General features: G+C 62.8%; 10 protein-coding genes. 6 read left to right on the top strand and 4 right to left on the bottom strand.

Features of this window, described 5'->3' with window-relative positions; all coding sequences use genetic code 11:
• Positions 1–71: 71 nt before the first annotated feature.
• The 4 genes from HMPREF3088_RS07890 (at position 72) to HMPREF3088_RS07875 (ending at position 5,956) form a co-directional block, all read left to right on the top strand.
• Positions 72–917, top strand: coding sequence for a DMT family transporter (locus HMPREF3088_RS07890; RefSeq protein ID WP_210401515.1), 846 nt, complete (start codon positions 72–74; stop codon positions 915–917).
• Between the two features lie 102 nt (positions 918–1,019).
• Positions 1,020–2,795, top strand: coding sequence for a long-chain-fatty-acid--CoA ligase (locus HMPREF3088_RS07885; protein WP_070759209.1), 1,776 nt, complete (start codon positions 1,020–1,022; stop codon positions 2,793–2,795).
• A 251-nt stretch (positions 2,796–3,046) separates the two neighbouring features.
• Complete coding sequence (locus tag HMPREF3088_RS07880; protein ID WP_070759207.1) at positions 3,047–4,483, top strand: Ig-like domain-containing protein; 1,437 nt, start codon at positions 3,047–3,049, stop codon at positions 4,481–4,483.
• A 30-nt stretch (positions 4,484–4,513) separates the two neighbouring features.
• A complete protein-coding gene (locus HMPREF3088_RS07875; protein ID WP_070759205.1) occupies positions 4,514–5,956 on the top strand; it encodes an Ig-like domain-containing protein in 1,443 nt (480 codons plus the stop codon).
• A gap of 146 nt (positions 5,957–6,102) precedes the next feature.
• Here HMPREF3088_RS07875 and HMPREF3088_RS07870 read toward each other — a convergent pair whose 3' ends face one another.
• From HMPREF3088_RS07870 to HMPREF3088_RS07855, 4 genes are all read right to left on the bottom strand, one after another.
• A complete protein-coding gene (locus tag HMPREF3088_RS07870) occupies positions 6,103–9,399 on the bottom strand; it encodes a VWA domain-containing protein (protein WP_070759203.1) in 3,297 nt (1,098 codons plus the stop codon).
• Between the two features lie 5 nt (positions 9,400–9,404).
• Positions 9,405–10,250: an isopeptide-forming domain-containing protein gene (locus HMPREF3088_RS07865; RefSeq protein ID WP_070759238.1), complete on the bottom strand. Its 846-nt coding sequence runs from the start codon at positions 10,248–10,250 to the stop codon at positions 9,405–9,407.
• Positions 10,243–11,181 carry a class C sortase gene (locus HMPREF3088_RS07860; RefSeq protein ID WP_070759201.1) on the bottom strand — a complete coding sequence of 313 codons (939 nt, stop codon included), beginning with the start codon at positions 11,179–11,181 and terminating at the stop codon, positions 10,243–10,245. Before HMPREF3088_RS07860 ends, HMPREF3088_RS07865 begins: the two co-directional genes overlap by 8 nt.
• A gap of 98 nt (positions 11,182–11,279) precedes the next feature.
• On the bottom strand, positions 11,280–12,764 hold the full coding sequence (locus HMPREF3088_RS07855) for a SpaH/EbpB family LPXTG-anchored major pilin (RefSeq protein ID WP_083317369.1): 1,485 nt from the start codon (positions 12,762–12,764) through the stop codon (positions 11,280–11,282).
• 537 nt (positions 12,765–13,301) lie between these two features.
• Between HMPREF3088_RS07855 and HMPREF3088_RS07850 the strand changes: the two genes are divergently transcribed.
• A complete protein-coding gene (locus HMPREF3088_RS07850) occupies positions 13,302–14,291 on the top strand; it encodes a class C sortase (protein ID WP_070759199.1) in 990 nt (329 codons plus the stop codon).
• A 398-nt stretch (positions 14,292–14,689) separates the two neighbouring features.
• Positions 14,690–16,531, top strand: a complete 1,842-nt coding sequence (gene leuA, locus HMPREF3088_RS07845) for a 2-isopropylmalate synthase (RefSeq protein ID WP_070759198.1) — start codon at positions 14,690–14,692, stop codon at positions 16,529–16,531.
• Positions 16,532–16,827 lie beyond the last annotated feature (296 nt).

Genomic DNA, 16,827 nt, shown 5'->3' with positions numbered 1-16,827 from the left:
GGGCTAGTGCTCCCCTATAGGAGGGCGTTGGCCGGGGGCAACCGCTTGTTGGTTTAGGGTGGAGGCCGATGATGCATAGCAACGCACTGGCGATCCTCTTCGGCCTCGCCTCCGCGCTCACGATCGCGTGGGGCACGGTGGTTCGGCACCGGGTCGCCGAGGATTCCGGTGGGACGGATACCTCTTCTGTGGTCGCGGCGATCACCCGTGTGCGGTGGTGGGCCGGGCTTGGGCTGTCCTTTTTGGGCTATGCCTTCCAGATCGTGGCGTTGGGCTTCGGCACCTTGTTGGTGGTGCAGCCGATTCTGGTGCTCTCCTTGATGTTCACCTTGCCGCTTTCGGCGAAGCTTTCTGGTCGCCGGATTTCGAAGTCGGAGACGGCGTGGGCGGCACTGCTCACGGTCGCGGTGGCGGTGATCGTGGTCTTGGGCCGCCCGCAGGCCGGGGTGGCGCAGCCTTCCCTGCCGCGGTGGTTGACGGCGCTGGGCATCGGCGTGGTGATCTTCGTGGTGATGTATCTGGCTTCACTGCGGTTACGGAGCTCGAATCGGGCGCTGATTTTGGGCTCGATCACCGGCGGGATCATGGGCTATGTCGCGGTGCTGTCCAAGGCCGTGACGGATATTTTTACCCGCTCCGGGGTGCTGGATCTGCTGATCAGTTGGGAGCTGTGGGGGCTGATCGGGCTGGCTGTGATCGGCACGGCCGTGCAGCAGGCCTCCTTCAACGCGGGCCCGTTGAAGAACTCCCTGCCGGCGATGACGGTGGTGGAACCGATCTTCGCTTTCGCGCTGGGGTACACAATCCTGGGCGAGAAGTTCGACGTCTCCGGCTACCAGTGGATCTACATGGCCGCCGCGTTGGTGATCATGATCGTCTCCACGGTGGTGCTCTCCCGGAAGACGATCACCGACTAGGCGGAACTAGCCACGCGGGCCGGGGTGGCTGGCATATCATCGTGAGTCGGGCTTGATTCAAACCCCCAACTACTGCCCTCGATTTTCCGGAGGAACCCCACCGTGAGCACTGCACCGTCCCAGAACAGCTCTTCTGACCAGGCCAAGCCGTGGCTGAAGTTCTATACGGAAGGGACCGCCCCGACCCTGGACTACGGGGAGACCACCCTGGTCAGCATCTTCCGCGACGCGGTGCGGAAGTACGGCAAGCGGGATGCGATGTGGTTCCTGGGCACGCAGATCACCTACAGCGAGTTCGGGGAGCTGGTGGATAAGGCCGCGGCCGTCCTGAAGGAAAGTGGCGTGAAGCGGGGCGACCGGGTGGCCGTCGTCCTCCCGAACTGCCCGGCGAACCTGGTGGCGTTCTACGCCATCGTCTCCCTGGGGGCCACGGCGGTGTACCACAACCCGCTGTACACCGCGCACGAGCTGGAGGGGCCGTTCGCGGATCACGGGGCGAAGGTCGCGGTGTTCTGGGATAACGCGGCCGATATTGCGCAGCACCTGGTGGACACCACCCCGCTGGAGAAGGTGTTCACGGTGAACGTCACCAAATCGATGCCGTTGCTGCAGCGGGTCGCACTCTCCCTGCCGGTGCCGGCGCTGCGCAAGGCGAAGGCGAAGCTGACGGGTGGCCCGACCCAGTTTGAGGACTGGGACGCCGCCGTGGATGCGATGGCACCGGGGTTGGGCCGCCGCGCGATTCAGGATGCGCTGCCGAAGGTGCGGCCGGAGTCCCCGGCGTTGATTCTGTACACCTCGGGCACGACTGGTTCGCCGAAGGGCGCGGTGCTGAGCCACCGGAATATTTGCGCGAACCTGATCCAGGGTAAGGCGTGGGTGCCGGGCCTGGGCGAGCAGGCTGATCCGGAGCGGATGCTGGCCGCGCTGCCGATGTTCCACGCTTATGGCATGACGATGAACGGTGCGCTGGCACCACTGATCGGCGGAGAATTGCTGCTGCTCCCGGCCCCGGAGCCGAGCCTTTTGCAGCAGGTGATTAAGAAGAAGAAGCCGACCTGGGTGCCGGGCGTGCCCGCTCTGTACCAGGCGATCGTGAAGCTGGCGGAGGAGAAGGACCTCGACCTGTCCACGATGCGGAACTCCTTCTCCGGCGCCTCTGCCCTGCCGGTGGCGACGGTGAAGAACTGGGAGAAGCTCACCAACGGCCGCCTCGTGGAGGGCTATGGCCTGACCGAGACCTCCCCGATCGTGCTGGGTAATCCGATGAGTGATGACCGCCGCCCGGGCTACGTCGGTGTTCCGTTCCCGGATACGGAGGCCCGCGTGGTGGATCAGGACGACCCCACGAAGGTGCTGGACTACGGCGAGGAGGGCGAGCTGGTGGTGCGTGGCCCGCAGGTTTTCGGCGGCTACCTGCACCAGGAGCAGCTCAACGAGAAGATCTTTGCCGATGGTTGGTTCCGCACGGGTGACATGGCCGTGATGGAGGCCGATGGCTTCGTGAAGATCGTCTCCCGCCTGAAGGAGATGATCGTCACCGGCGGCTTCAACGTCTACCCCGCCGAGGTGGAGGAAGCACTGCTGGAGCACCCGGAGGTCAAGGAGGCCGCCGTGGTGGGACTGGCGAAGGAGGACGGCTCCGAGCGCGTGGTCGCCGCCGTGACGCTGGCGGAGGCCGCGGAGGGCGAGGAGCACGAGCCACGCCGCGTGGGCGAGAAGCTGCACGACTCGCTGCGCCAGCACTGCAAGAAGGTGCTGACGGGTTATAAGGTGCCGCGGGAGTTCTTCCACGTGACAACGCTGCCGGCCGACCAGATGGGCAAGGTGCGCCGCACCCAGATGCGCGCGATCCTGGAGGAGCTGGAGCGCCGCTAGGTCGGACGCGACCGGTCACGCGGCCTAGGCGGGACTCGGCGCTGGTGCGCCGCGTTCCTGCTGGCCCCTCCGCTTCCCGGGCCCCAGTTCACAGGGGTACACCCGCGGCGAAGCGGTTTTCTTTTCAACTGCAAAGCACTGCTAGTCTTCTCGGTAACTTTTGTGCGCCCACGTCCCCAAGGGTTCATGCCCAGGGGCCGTGGGCGCACAGCGTTAGCTACTACTTCACCAATTTTCACGATGGAGAGTGAATGAAGACTCGTTTCACGCTGGCCTCCGCTAGCTCCGCCACGGCACTCGCCCTGCTGCTCGCCCCCGTGGCCATCGCCGAGGACGGCGCGCCCACGTCGGACGGAACCACCACCGGCGCGACCAACTCCGACGAGGACGGCGCTGCGGGTGGCAACACGACCCCGGCGCCCCAGGAAGGCGCTGAAGGCGAAAGTGCTGAGCAGGACTCCGAGAAGGACGCCACCCCGGCGGCTCCGCAAGTGCGCGATGTGGAACTGACGATCTCCTGCAAGGCGACCCCCAGCAAGGTCGCTGGTGTCCAGCATGTCGGCCCTGAGAAGGCAGCCTTCCAACTCACCGCCCCAGGCGAGGTGAAGACCGGGGAGGTCTTCTCCCTCGACCTGGACCTCGACCCGGTGGCGATGGACATTCCCCTGCCCGCTGGAACCTTTGACAGCGCATCGCGGTTGAAGCTCGACTTCGCCCTTCCTGCTGGGGTGAGCTTCGTGGGTGCGGATATCGACGAGTCCGGCGCCAATATCAAGGGGCTGTCGGCCTTCACGGTCAACGAGCAGGGCTACCCGGACCCGACCGGCCGGATCCTGCGTTTCGCCAGCACCGATAACCAGACCATCGGCAACAGCCCGAATTCCTCGAAGAACGCTGAGGGCGGGGTGACCTACAAGGCAGGCCAGAACAAGCTGGACCTGCGTTTCCCGAAGGTCAGCGCGAAGTTCCGCGCCACCTCCCCGGGCGAGAAGGCCTTTGGCGTGCGCACCGCCGGAAAAGCCGGCCAGTACGGCCAGGACGAGAACTTCCTCACCCTGCTCGGCAAGGTATCCGCACCTTTCGTCGGTACCGTGTGGGCTCCGGTCCAGTGTGCACCGCTGAGCGATAAGGCTGGCCCAGTGGACGCGTCGGCGGCATCCCTGCTGACCGTCAATGCTCTGCCGGGCGACGGGGAGGATGCGCTGAAGTACAGCTCCGTCGACGTCCAGATCACGGGCCCGAACACCAGCACTGTGAAGGAACGCGGCACCTACCGCGTGGCGCTGACCCCTAACGAGGGCGAGGCCAAGGACGTCAACGGCGTGCTGACCTTCACCGACAACGGCCGGGCCGTCATGAACGGCGAGAAGCTGCTCCAGGTCCCTGTGGTCCGTGGTGTCGCGGAGGCAGACCTGAGCTGGCTGCAGTCCGGCACGCACACCCTGGAAGCGCGTTTCCACCCGCAGCGCGATGACCTCAGCCTAGTGCTGGGCACCGGAAGCATCGACGTCGCTGTAGCAGCAGCGCCGGGCGAAAACGACGAGCAGAACAAGAACAAGAAGCCGAATGGCTCGTCCTCGTCCTCGGAGGGCTCGAGCGCTAAGGGCTTCTTCGGCAGCATCAAGGAGATCTTCGAGAAGATCTTTGGCTTCTTCGCGGACTTCTTCCGCTCGATCTTCACGTTCTAACCGGAATCTTCAGCAGAAAGGCTTTCACCAATGATGAACAAGAACAATGCTGGGGTTTCGGCTCACCGGAGCGTGGGCGCCCGGGGTGCCCGCCAGCTGATAGGCAGCGCGAGCGCGATCGCACTGGCCCTGGGGCTGGTCGTGGCCGCTCCGGCGCAGGCCGAGGAGACTGTGGAGCAGGAGGCGGGCGCCTCCCCGGTGACCGCAGCGGTCAAGCAGGTCAACCTGGAGTGCGCGGAGGATGCCGGCACTATCGGCGGAGTTATCGGGAACGCATCCCAGCTGACTCTCACCCCCGACGTTGTGGACGTGAGCTATCCCGAGCGCGTGCAGCCAGGCGAGACCTTTACCGTCACCGTCCAGCCGGGTGAGATGGCTACCGGCGGCAAGGGCACAGCGCGCATGAAGTACGACATCGCGCTCCCGCAGGGCGTGGAAATTTCCAACCTGCGCATCGTGGAGCCGGGCACGAACCTCAACGCCGATCCTGCTGCCGTGGTGCAGCGAGTGAACGCGGCGGGCCAGCTGGATGAGAACGGCGAGTTCGCCCGCATCTGGGATGGGGCGAACTCCGTGAATAACGGCGGCAACGAGAACGATAACTGGAGCAATGGCGTCTTCGGTTTCGGACGGGTTGCTCGTGCGGGGCTTGCGGTTGATGCCAATCAGCAGTTCCGCCTGCCGAAGATCGCCTTCGACGTCACCGCGCCGGATACCCCGGGTGCGGCCATCCGCACCGGACTGCGCGCCGCCGGAGAGGGCACTGGCCCTGCAGGCAAGAGCAATAAGAACAACGTTCTCTCGCTGGTCGCGAGCCAGAACGGCACCCCGGGCACCGCTGTTGCCGTCTACTGCCACGCGGGCGATGCGGCGCGTGCCCTGACGAATACCGTGATCGCCCAGGCCACTCAGACCGAGCTCGCGCACACCCGCCCCGACGTCGACTTGGAGGCGGATGCGGAGATCCTGCCTGGTGATGAGGTTCGCTTCACCGCGACGGTCACCTCCGCGGGCGAGAGCCTGCCCGAGGTGCCGGAGGGCGCTGCGGCGCCGAAGGTTGTGTTCTACTCCGGCGATGAGGTGATCGGCGAGGCCGAGGTCGATCCGGCTACTGGCAAGGCTGTGCTGGATTATGCGTTCGCGGCCCGCGGCGAGCACGAGGTTCGCGCGGAGTTCCAGGAGTTCGTGGCGAAGGAGTTCGACGGCACGGTGGCGGCGATCTGGGAGAAGTCCGAGTCCGCGCCGGTGACCGTCACGGTGGCCGCGTTCGGCTTCGATATTGATAACCCGAAGCCGAAAGAGCCGGAAGAGGATCAGGGCAGCGCGGGTTCCCTGGGCTCCCTCACCCCGGGTGCGGAGGGTTCTTCTGGGGAGCTGCAGTGGTGGCACAAGCTGCTGATCGTGCTGGGTTCCCTGGGCGTGGTGTTCGGTATCGGCGCCCAGCTGGTGCAGTTCCTGCCGGGCCTGCGTTAGAAGGCAGCTAGCAGGCCGCCTTCTCACCAAAGACGAGAAAGGGGCGGGCTCAGCGTTATGTACTGAGCCCGCCCCTTTCTTTGTGTGCCTACTGCCTAGGCCGGGTGGCGCGATGCACGCGCCACTCCCCTGCCCGGGTTTGCCCCTTAGGCAGTCTTGCGGCGGCCGAGCAGGAGGCCCGCCCCTGCGAGTGCGGCGCCGATGAGCCCCACCAGACCCACGCCGTAGCCGCCGGTCTTCGGCAGTTCGCCGACCGTGACGTTGGCGATCTTCATGAATGTGCCAGTGCGTCCAGTTTTCTCATCCGGGCCTGACTCCAGGACGAACGAAGCGCCCTGTTTACCGGTCAGTTCAATCGTCTGCTTAACACCATCGAGTCCAATGCGGAAGGCGATGGGCTGCGGAAGCAGCGAGTATCCGCCTGGCGCCTTGGTTTCGATCAAGACGTAATTGCCCTGATCCATCCGCACCGTGGACTCTTGCCCCGTTCGCCACACCGGCCCATCCCCGGTCGGTTTCGTGCCGGTGGAATCAGCGCGCCACACCTCAAAACTGGAGCCGCCCAGCGGTTCGCCGTTCTCGTCCACCTTCTCAACCCGGAAGAAACCCTTCTCCGGATCCATTTGGTTCACAACGGAGCAGTTGACGATGCTATCGGCATCTACCTCCAGCTCGAAAGCCTCAGTGCTGTTCACGGGTGTTTTCACAATGACCTGCTTAGCCTCACCACCCTTGTTGGAGTGCGCGGTGCAGACAGCATAAGCCTTACTTCCATCGGACTGCTTTTGGCTCAACAGACTGTGCCCGTCCTTTTGTTTTTCGGTGATCCGGACGGTCGGCTTCTGGTCTGGGGTATCTGTCTCCAGGTTGAACGTCAGCCAGCCGCGCTTATCGGTCTTACCGTTCGTCTGGTTCACGCGCTCACCTTGAGGATCGAGCAGGTAGCTGCCCTTGGTTTGAGCAGTGAACTCCCAGCCCTCCAATTGTGGTTTATTCGGGGCCTTGCCACCGGGCATTACAACACTCTTCTGAAGACTCACGGTCCCGACGCAGGAAGCGAGGGCCAGCTGCGAGAGCACCCTGTCCAAATCGTCGAAGGTTTTCGCCAGGACGGAGGTACCCGACCCAGAGATGATGTCACCCATTTGCGTTGCGGTACGTTCGCCCACTGCCCAGGTCTTCCAGTCCCGGTCACTGAGAACCGTGCGCCGGTTATCTGGAAGGGGCTGCTTGGCAGGCTTAGTGTCGGAGGCCAACACATCGCCGAGCCCCTGGCCCCACAACGTATCCTCTCGCAGCCCGAACACATCCATCGTCTGGGAATTCAACTGGTCGCGTACGAAGGTTGCATTTGGATCGGCGGTTCCCCACACCATGATCGCGTGTGCCGGGGACTTTTTATACAACTCCCGATAGCGGTCAAGGTGGCGGACTTCAGCAGTGGAATCCTTAGCGATTGGTTCCTTAAAGTTACTCGGGATGTTCACAAGTACCGGCTGGATGCGGGTTCCTTGCTTCTTCACAGTATCGGCGGCATCCCGTGCGCGGGTGACATCCGACACGTGAACGATACCTGCGGAGCCATTATCGCCGCCACCGGGCTTATCACCGGGCTTATCCGAGTCGCTAAAAGTTGGGAAACCATCGGTCACGAAGTAAACAACATCGTATTTGTTCTGGTTACCGGAGTTGTACGTCGCAATTTCCTTGAGTGCTCCCTCCCAGTTCGTCGCGCCCTGCCCACGGCTTTGCAGCGTCGCAGGATCTTTCATATGGCGGCGATAGTTCTCAATGGCCTGAAGGACCCGCTTCTTCCCCTCGGGATCAGCAAGTGGCGTGCTCGCAACCTTGGCGTCGTTGAAACGCGTTCCCGCAGATGCGAAGTTATAGACACCGACCGACGTGGCTGTACCACTGAGCGCCTCAACAATTCGACGGGCCGCGTTCGCTTCAGCATCAACACCGTTCTTGGCGATCACTGAGTTTGAGGCGTCCAATACGATCGCGATGTTCTGGCCACACCTAGGCGCAGGCTTCGGGTTTTCTACTCGAGACTTATCCCAATCACTGGACGCTTCGATTTGGGAATTCTGGTAGACCTCATTGCCGTCTTTTGGGTAAACGTCGCGACGGGCTGCGAGCGTGAAGTGGTCGGCTGGTTGGTTGCCTGATTGGTCGCCTGGACTTTTGGGCTTGATCTCGCGGTCTGCATCAAAAATAACCAAAGCACAGACCGGGTGGCTATCGGGGTTAGGCACCGCCTTTGCGAACCTCACGTCGGCCGTATCGTTGACCCCACTTGGGCTGAGCACCACATCAAAAGGTTCATTGATGCGTGTTAGCTGGCCTGTGTCAGGGTCTAGAATACCAACAGCACGGACTTCACGGATCTGCCGCTTGGCATCGCTGCGCGGGAATATGCGGAAGCCGTTTACATCGCCCTGCGCAGTGGGCGGATTACAGACTGCCTGCCTCTGATTCGGATATTGGAAGTTGCTCGCCTTCTCGAAGTTGATCTTGAAGGTTCCAGGCCCGATGGGGGACTGGATACTGGAGTCGGTGACGGGGTTCCCCTGCCGGAAACCATAGGGCGACACAATCTCAATGGTGCTTCCTGCTTTTACCTTGAGATCGTCGCGCAGGGTAAAGCGCACACCGGCCCAGTTCTGGATGGGCGCTACGCCAGTGCTACCAGGCACGCCACTCGCTTCGTAGACAACAGCACCATCGGGTCCAGTGATACGCAGCTTTGAAGCCTTGGCGCCGTCGACGTCATAACCATTTTGATCAGCTACCCACGCCTCGACTGCACCGCTCAGCGTCCCATCTTCGCCCAGCTTTCGGCTGAAGGTGACCGTAGGCTCCTGGCCTTGGGTTGCACGCATGGTGAACTGGCCGTGAGTATCCGTGCCCGTCCATTCGCGGTCTGGTTTCGTAACCGGTGGCTGCGTGGTACCACCGACGACGTCAAACTTTGCGGAGATTACCGTGTTAGGGGATCCGCGGTGGACTCCCTTGAATTCAATTTCCGCGGCGCCACCGATGGTGATTTCCGGCAGGGTGACCTCGTACTTCTTTCCACTCACCCTCTTATAGGTTGCCTGGGTCTCATTCCAGCCACCGCCAGTGCCCGTGTAGTACACCGTGAAGTCTGCCGGATTTGGGGCACTATAAAACGTGGTGCTGGATTCCAGAGTGACAACCGTGCCTGCACCCAACGTCAGAGTCCCGCCGCTGAGCTGGTCGGCAGGGATCTTGTAATTAGGAATATGGCGGTCGCCTTTTTGTGTGTACTTCTGCTGCTTAGCAATCGTGAACGAACGATCCTGCGCCTGCGCGGTCGGGGCCGGCAAGCTCGGCAGCGCGCCCGGAATAGCGACGCCGAAAACCAGCGCGAGCGCGGCGGTCAGCGCGGCCGCTACACCCATGAACTTTGTTTTCATTGTCGCTACCCTTCTTGCTTTCGCTTCTTCGTGATTAACAGCATCAACAGTCCGGCGCCCATCAGCGCCACTGCGGCGAGGACGAGCCCGATGATCTGCACACCAGTCATCGCCAGGTCGCCCTGTCCGCGTTCTTTCTCATCGCCCGGCCCGGGGGTTTCCCCTGGTGGCGGGGTCTCGCCCGGCGGGGTGTCCCCTGGGGGTGGGGTGGTCGGAGGCGTCGACGGTGGCGTCCCCGGTGGGGTCGACGGCGGCGTCTCCGGAGGTTCGGTCGGTGGGGTGGTCGGCGGAACCGTGGTGTTCGTCTTCGCCACGAGCACGCCTTCCACCGGCCGGGGGTTATCAGCGACGGTGTGGAAAGGCACCGCCACGAGGAAGGGTTCGATTTCCCGGTACTCCCCCGCCGCGGCACCAGTCGGCGCCTGGGAGGTGACCAGGTAGATGCCCTTCTCGAGGCCTTGGAATCGGACCTGGCCGACGTCGTTGGTTATGGCCGTGATCGTGCGGTCGGTCGGCCAGTCGGCGATCTTGTTCGCGCCGGTGTTGCGGATCTTCGCCTTATCCGCGGCGTTTTCCGGGTCGATGCCCTTGAGTCGCTCCAGCTTGATGGTCACGCCCGCAACCTTTCCCGTAGCAGGGCTGAGTGGGTCGCCATTGCCGGAAGAGAGCGTGATGCTCAGCGTGTCGGTCCCGTAGTCGCGGGACACCCCGGGCTGATCCCTGAGCCCGGCAACCTTGGCTGCCTCTGCGATACCGACGGCACCGTGTGCGCCGCCGAGCAGGCCAGCGCTGAGGGCGATGGCCGCCACGAGGCTGCGGCTGGTCCGCGCCGCGCGTGCTTGGCTAGTCATCTGCGCCAGCCCCTTCGTCATTCATCGTTTCTGTCGTTTCCTGGGATTCGCGATCCCGCTTTTGTTTCAGCAGCCACCGCAGCAGCAGGAGCAGCACCAGCGCTGCTGCCGCGACGAGGACGTACATCCACCACTGCCACCCAGCACCGTGGTTCTTGTCGAAGATTTCGTGATCCGATTCGTCCAGCGGGACCTGGTGGCCGCGCACCAGCAGGCGGTGCGTGTTGATCCCGTAGGGGGTGCAGGTGATCAGGGTGATGTAGTCCTTGCCCTGCTCCGGGCGGAGGTCCTCGGTTTCGGTGGGCAGCACGACCTTGATCTGGTCGACCACGTACTTCAGCTTCTCGCCGGAGACCTGGACGTAGAAGGCATCACCCTTCTCCGCCTTGTTGAGGTGATCGAACATGGTGGAGTTCGCCAGGCCCGTGTGGCCTGTGATCACCGAGTGCGTGCCCTTGCCGCCGACCGGCAGGTCGGAGCCGAAGAGGTGCCCCAAGCCCTTTTGCAAAGTGTCGTTATCTGTCCCGTGGAAGATCGGCAGGTCTGCCTTGATCTTGGGGAAGATGAGGCGCGCCATCGCGTCGTTCGCGTCGAGTTGGTCCAGGTATTCCTGGTAGTCCGGGTTGTTCTTATCGAAGCGGGCGAGCCAGGGGTCGAGGATGGGGCCGGTTGTTCGGTGCTCGTTGTACTCGTGGGCACGCTCCCACTGGGTGTTCTTCACCTCTTGTGGGGTGTTCTTTTCGAGTTTCGCGTATTCCTGCGCGGCCTTCGTGGCGAGGTGGTTATTCCACAGGGTGGACGTCACCGGGTACAGCATCACGAGCACCCCGAGGATCACGAGCACCGCGGCCAGCACGGGGCTGGTCTTGGTGCTGTTGGCACGGCGGGGTTCCTTCTTCGGTTCCACGCTGGTGCTGGGGGTGTGATCCACGGGGTACTCCTGAGGCTGGTTCTGCTTGGCTTGATGTGGGTGAAACCTGGCCCGGGCGATTGCCTTTTCGGGCCAGGTTTTACCTATTCAGCGGGCTATTAGTTCTTAGCGCCGCGGCGTGCGAACCATGCACCGGCTGCCACGATGGCGGCACCGATTGCGGCCAGGATGCCGACACCCATGCCACCAGTCATCGGCAGGTTCGGGGTGTCGCGCTTGATGTTTTCAATTTCAGAAACAAGGGTGACGGCGTCGTCACCCTCGAGCTCACCAGTCTTCGCGATGTTCTCGCGGGTGAACTCAATTTCGGTAACAGGGTTTTCCGGCAGTGCGTAGCCCGCTGGAGCCTTGGTTTCCTTCAGACAGAACTTCTTGATGTCGGTGACCTGTGCGTTATCTGCGAAGTCGGTGACGTGCAGTCCGTCGATGGTGATGGTGCCGTCAGCACCGGTGGTCCACTTGTCCTGCTCCTTGACGGTCAACTTACCGCCCAGCTTATTTGCCGCGGTGCACTGGTATAGCTCGAACTCAGCACCTTCCAGGACCTTACCGTCCTCCTTGCCGTCCTTCTTAACAACCTTGAGCTTGCCGTGATAGGTCACGACCTCATTGGTCTTGTTCTTGACCTCGTTGCCGGTGTTCGGGTTGTTGAAGATGACGTCAGCCTGGTTCTTCAGCTCAGTGGTGTCGCCCACTTCCTTGCGCTTGACCTCGAAGGTCAGAGACATCTTGTCACCGGACTTAACCTTGGCAAGGCCCTGGTCGGTCAGCTTAACGACGAGCTTGTTTCCGTTCTCAGCCGGATTGTTGACCTCGTAGTCACCGGCACCCAGAGCGGTCTCTCCAGCCTTGACCTCGGTGACCTTCTGGAAATCAAGGCGCTGGTCCAGCTGATCCTCGAAGCGGAAGGCCGTCAAGCTCTTGCCCTCGCCCCAGGTCGGAGCATCCGCGTTGATGGTGTAGGTGTACGCGTCCTGGATGTTCTGATCTGCATCCTTGACAGTCTTCTCGGTCTTGGTTTCCGTGTTCTTCGGGTACGCGATGACGTCGTAGTTCCAGGCATCCGATGCCTCGTTAACCATCGGCACCGACACGATGAACGGAGCACCGGCAACGATGCCGGCCGGAGCGTTAGTTTCCTCTACCAAGTAGATACCCAAAGGCAGATCAGTGAAAGCTGCCTTGCCATCAGTGCCGGTGGTTTCTTCCTTGGTTTCCGCAGTCTTCTTGTCGTCCTTGACGTCAGCAGCCGACTTCGGGAACGCCGCCCAATCATCCTTCTGCAAGTCGTAATCGAGCTTGGTGATCTTGTAGGTCACGCCAGACAGAGCCTCACCCGGGACGCCCGTCATTTCCTTACCAGTGGCCGGATTAGTGGTCTCGGCGCCCTTCTTCTTGTAGAGGGTGATCGAGCCCTTCTTGGAGAAATTGATGTTTGCCTTGTTTACAGCACCCTGCTCACCGGCAGGCTGCTCAACAGCAGTACCGTCTTGCGCCAGGGCCCCCGGAGCGGAGATACCCATAGAGAGGCCAACGACGGCAGCGAAAGTGACCGAACGAATGGTCAGAGAGTTCTTCTTCACTGGAGTGAATTCCTTTACATCAGTAGTGACTAGGGCGCATAGCGCCCCTCGACGTTCAGCGATTCACTCCGGTTAGCTGCTTTTAAGCTTCGCTGGCCCCCTCGGCCGCGTCACCTTAAAGATCGCTGGTGGTCACGCGCACCCGAAGCCGCATTGTTGACAGATCACTGTTGTTGTGATGTCACCAATTTCCCGGACTTCAGTCCCGCGATCCCCACCTAGTGAATCGCACATCATTAATCTACAACGAGTGACACATTTGATCCATCTCCGCACGTAAGAACGATTGAGACATGCGTTACTGTCCCCAAAACAAACCTGTCGGGCGCGCCCTCAAAACCGGCACCACGCTGGCCTATTGAACATCATTTCTTTATAAAACCACAGGTAATACCCACCGCCCATTTTAGGGTAAAAAGTGATTGGCGCCTCACAGTCAAAATTGAGTCTTTTGGAACCTCACAGCGAAGAATAGACTTCGATTCTCGACGCTCCACCGGAGCGAGCCCCGACACCTTTCAGCAGAAATTAAGGCCCATGACTGACCCATCCCCAGCGCCGAACACGACGGAGGCGACCCAGCCCCGCCGAGGCAAGAAACTGAACGCCAACGCGATCATCGCCGTCGTCCTCATCCTCGCCGGCCTGGGCGTGCTGCTATACCCGGTGCTCGCCACCCAGTGGAATAACTACCAACAATCTCGCGCAGCCGAGGCCTACTCCGAGCTCGAAAAAGGCGTGCCCCCAGAAGTCCTCAATAAGGCCTGGGAGGAGGCACAGCACTACAACGCCAACCTCGGGGACATCGACCCCGGCGATGCGTGGACCAGCTCCGATGACGAGAGCTCCCCGGCGTACCAGCGTTACCTGAAGTACCTCTCCGTCCTGAACGAGACCGAGGCCATGGGTCGCATTGTGCTGCCCTCCATCAAGTCCGACCTGCCGATCTTCCACGGCACTTCGGACCGCGTGCTGGCCCGCGGGGTGGGCCATCTCTACGGCACGGACCTGCCCGTCGGCGCACCCGGCGAGCCCGGCGAGGATGGCTCCATCCCGCCCGCCCCACCAGTGGGCCGACTCTCCGCACTTTCTGCCCACACCGGCCTGCAGAACGCCACCCTGTGGGACAACCTCGACCAGATCGAGAAGGGCGACCCGGTCTACATCGCCGCGGCGGGCGAGAAGCTGAAGTACGAGGTCCGGGATATCGAGGTCGTCACCCCGGATAAGACCAGCCTGTTGCGCCGCACGCCGAATAAGGACCTGGTCACGCTCATCACGTGCACCCCCTATGGCATCAATACCCACCGGCTGATCATCACCGCCGAGCGCGTGCCGATGGACCCGCAGGAAGAGTCCGTCTTCGACGGGCAGGGCACCACCTGGCAGTGGTGGATGTGGGCCATCCTCGCGGCCGCCGCGATCATCGTGCTACTGCTGATCCGCTGGTGGTGGAAGAACTTCCGCAAGCAGAAGGGCGAAGAGGAACCCGCAACCTCCGGCGCTGGGGACACCACGGAAAGTTAACGGGCTTTTGCCTGGTGCCTTGATTAGCATCATGAGCTCATCTTCCTCTCAGGCTTCTACTACCCGTCGCCTCACCACCACCGGTGCAGTCACCCTGGCGGTAGCCACCGCCACAACCCTGGCCACCGCACCGGCCTCCGCCACCAGAGGCCACTTCCCACTAGGTGAACACCCCCGCCCGGGCAATGGAACTGACATGTGGCCTGTTTCACGCTACACTGAGCCACATGATTTCCCCTCACCCGCGCAGCGGCGGCGCCATTCTCCTTATTAGCCGCGGCGGGGCCTAGTAGGTAGACACACCAACAACCGACCGGCTCCCCGTCGCGGGGTTTTTGCATGCCGGTCGGTTTTTTCATTGCCACAGCACGACACCGACAACACTTAGGGAAGACACCATGAGCAACACCGACTCCTTCATCTCCGCACCAGCCCAGATCCAGACCCCCAACGGGGAGATCCCGGCCGACCAGCCCGCCTGGAACAAGCAGCGAAACTCGCAGATGCCGAACCGCCGCTACCTGCCATTCTTCGAGGAAGTCGACCACATCACCCTGCCGGACCGCACCTGGCCGGATAAGGTCATCGACCGCGCCCCACAGTGGTGTGCCGTCGACCTGCGCGACGGCAACCAGGCCCTGATCGACCCCATGAGCCCAGAGCGCAAGCGCCGCATGTTCGACATGCTGGTGGAGATGGGTTACAAGGAGATCGAGGTCGGCTTCCCGTCCGCGTCCCAGACGGACTACGACTTCGTCCGCGAGATCATCGAAGAGAACAAGATCCCGGACGACGTCACCATCCAGGTCCTGGTCCAGGCCCGCGAGCACCTGATCCGCCGCACCTTCGAGGCCTGCGCAGGTGCCAAGAACGTCATTGTCCACTTCTACAACTCCACCTCCGAGCTGCAGCGCCGCGTGGTCTTCCGCAAGGACAAGGAAGGCATCAAGAAGCTGGCCACCGACGCAGCCCACCTGATCAAGGAAATCGCCCAGGACTACCCGGACACCAACTGGCGCTGGGAGTACTCCCCGGAGTCCTTCACGGGCACCGAGATCGAGTACGCCAAGGAGGTCTGCGACGCCGTCGTCGAGGTCATCGACCCGACCCCGGAGAACCCGATCATCATCAACCTGCCCTCCACGGTGGAGATGATCACCCCGAATGTCTACGCGGACTCTATCGAGTGGATGCACCGCAACCTGAACCGCCGCGACTCCATCATCCTCTCCCTGCACCCGCACAACGACCGCGGCGAGGGCGTGGCCGCCGCCGAGCTGGGCTACATGGCCGGCGCCGACCGCATCGAGGGCTGCCTGTTCGGCAACGGTGAGCGCACCGGCAACGTCTGCCTGGTCACCCTGGGCCTGAACATGCTGACCCAGGGCGTGGACCCGCAGATCGACTTCTCCGACATCGACCAGATCCGCCGCACCGTGGAGTACTGCAACCAGCTGCGCGTCCCGGAGCGCCACCCGTACGGCGGCGAGCTGGTATTCACCGCGTTCTCCGGCTCCCACCAGGACGCCATCAACAAGGGCCTGGCAGCCATGGCGGAACGCGACGCCGCCGAGGACACCCCGGAGGACCCAGCCAGCGCGGACTCCGAGACCCTGACCGAGGCCGTCCGCAACGTCACCTGGGAGGTGCCGTACCTGCCGATCGACCCGAAGGATATCGGGCGCTCCTACGAGGCCGTCATCCGCGTGAACTCCCAGTCCGGCAAGGGTGGCGTGGCCTACATCATGAAGACCGACCACAACCTGGACCTGCCCCGCCCGATGCAGGTGGAGTTCTCCGGCATCGTCCAGGCAGTCACCGACGCCGAGGGCGGCGAGGTGAATCCGAAGGCCATGTGGGACATCTTCGCCACCGAGTACCTGGACCGCACCGCTCCGGTGGACGTAATCTCCACGACCGTCGACGGCGGTCAGAACGAGGGCGAGGAGTCCGCCGTGACCTCCCAGATCGAGTTCAACGGTGAGGCGAAGACCCTCAAGGGCCGCGGTAACGGCCCGATCGCCGCGTACTGCGATGCGCTGGAGTCCCTGGGCGTGGACGTGGAGGTGCAGGAGTACAATCAGCACGCCCGCACCAGCGGTGACGACGCCGAAGCCGCCGCCTACGTGCTGGCCGAGGTCAACGGGCAGCGCGTCTGGGGCGCCGGTATTGCCGGCTCAATTACCTACGCCTCCCTGAAGGCGGTGACCTCCGCGGTCAACCGCGCGCTGAATAGCTAACAGGGAGGCTCCCGGGGGACGGGGCGGGGCACCGGCGCGAGAGGTTTCGCGCTGGCGGCCCCGCCCTTCGTGCGTGCGTGGGGTACGCGATCCGCTGCCCCGCCCTTCGCCGTGCGTGGGGGTCGCGGGGGGGGTGAAGAGCTCACGGGGCCGCACACCCGCGGGGTGAGCTGTGCACGCGGGTGCACCGCCGTGCGCACGGGCGGCAAAGCTGCGCGCCCGCGGGGTGGGTGCGGGGCGCGTGGACTAACATGGTTCCCAATGAATAACCAGCAGTTTTCGGATTCGGGCGACCG

Source organism: Corynebacterium sp. HMSC22B11 (genome assembly GCF_001815965.1).
GTDB lineage: Bacteria > Actinomycetota > Actinomycetes > Mycobacteriales > Mycobacteriaceae > Corynebacterium.
Note: the sequence above shows the minus strand (reverse complement) of the source record. Positions and strands in the feature narration are given on the sequence as shown.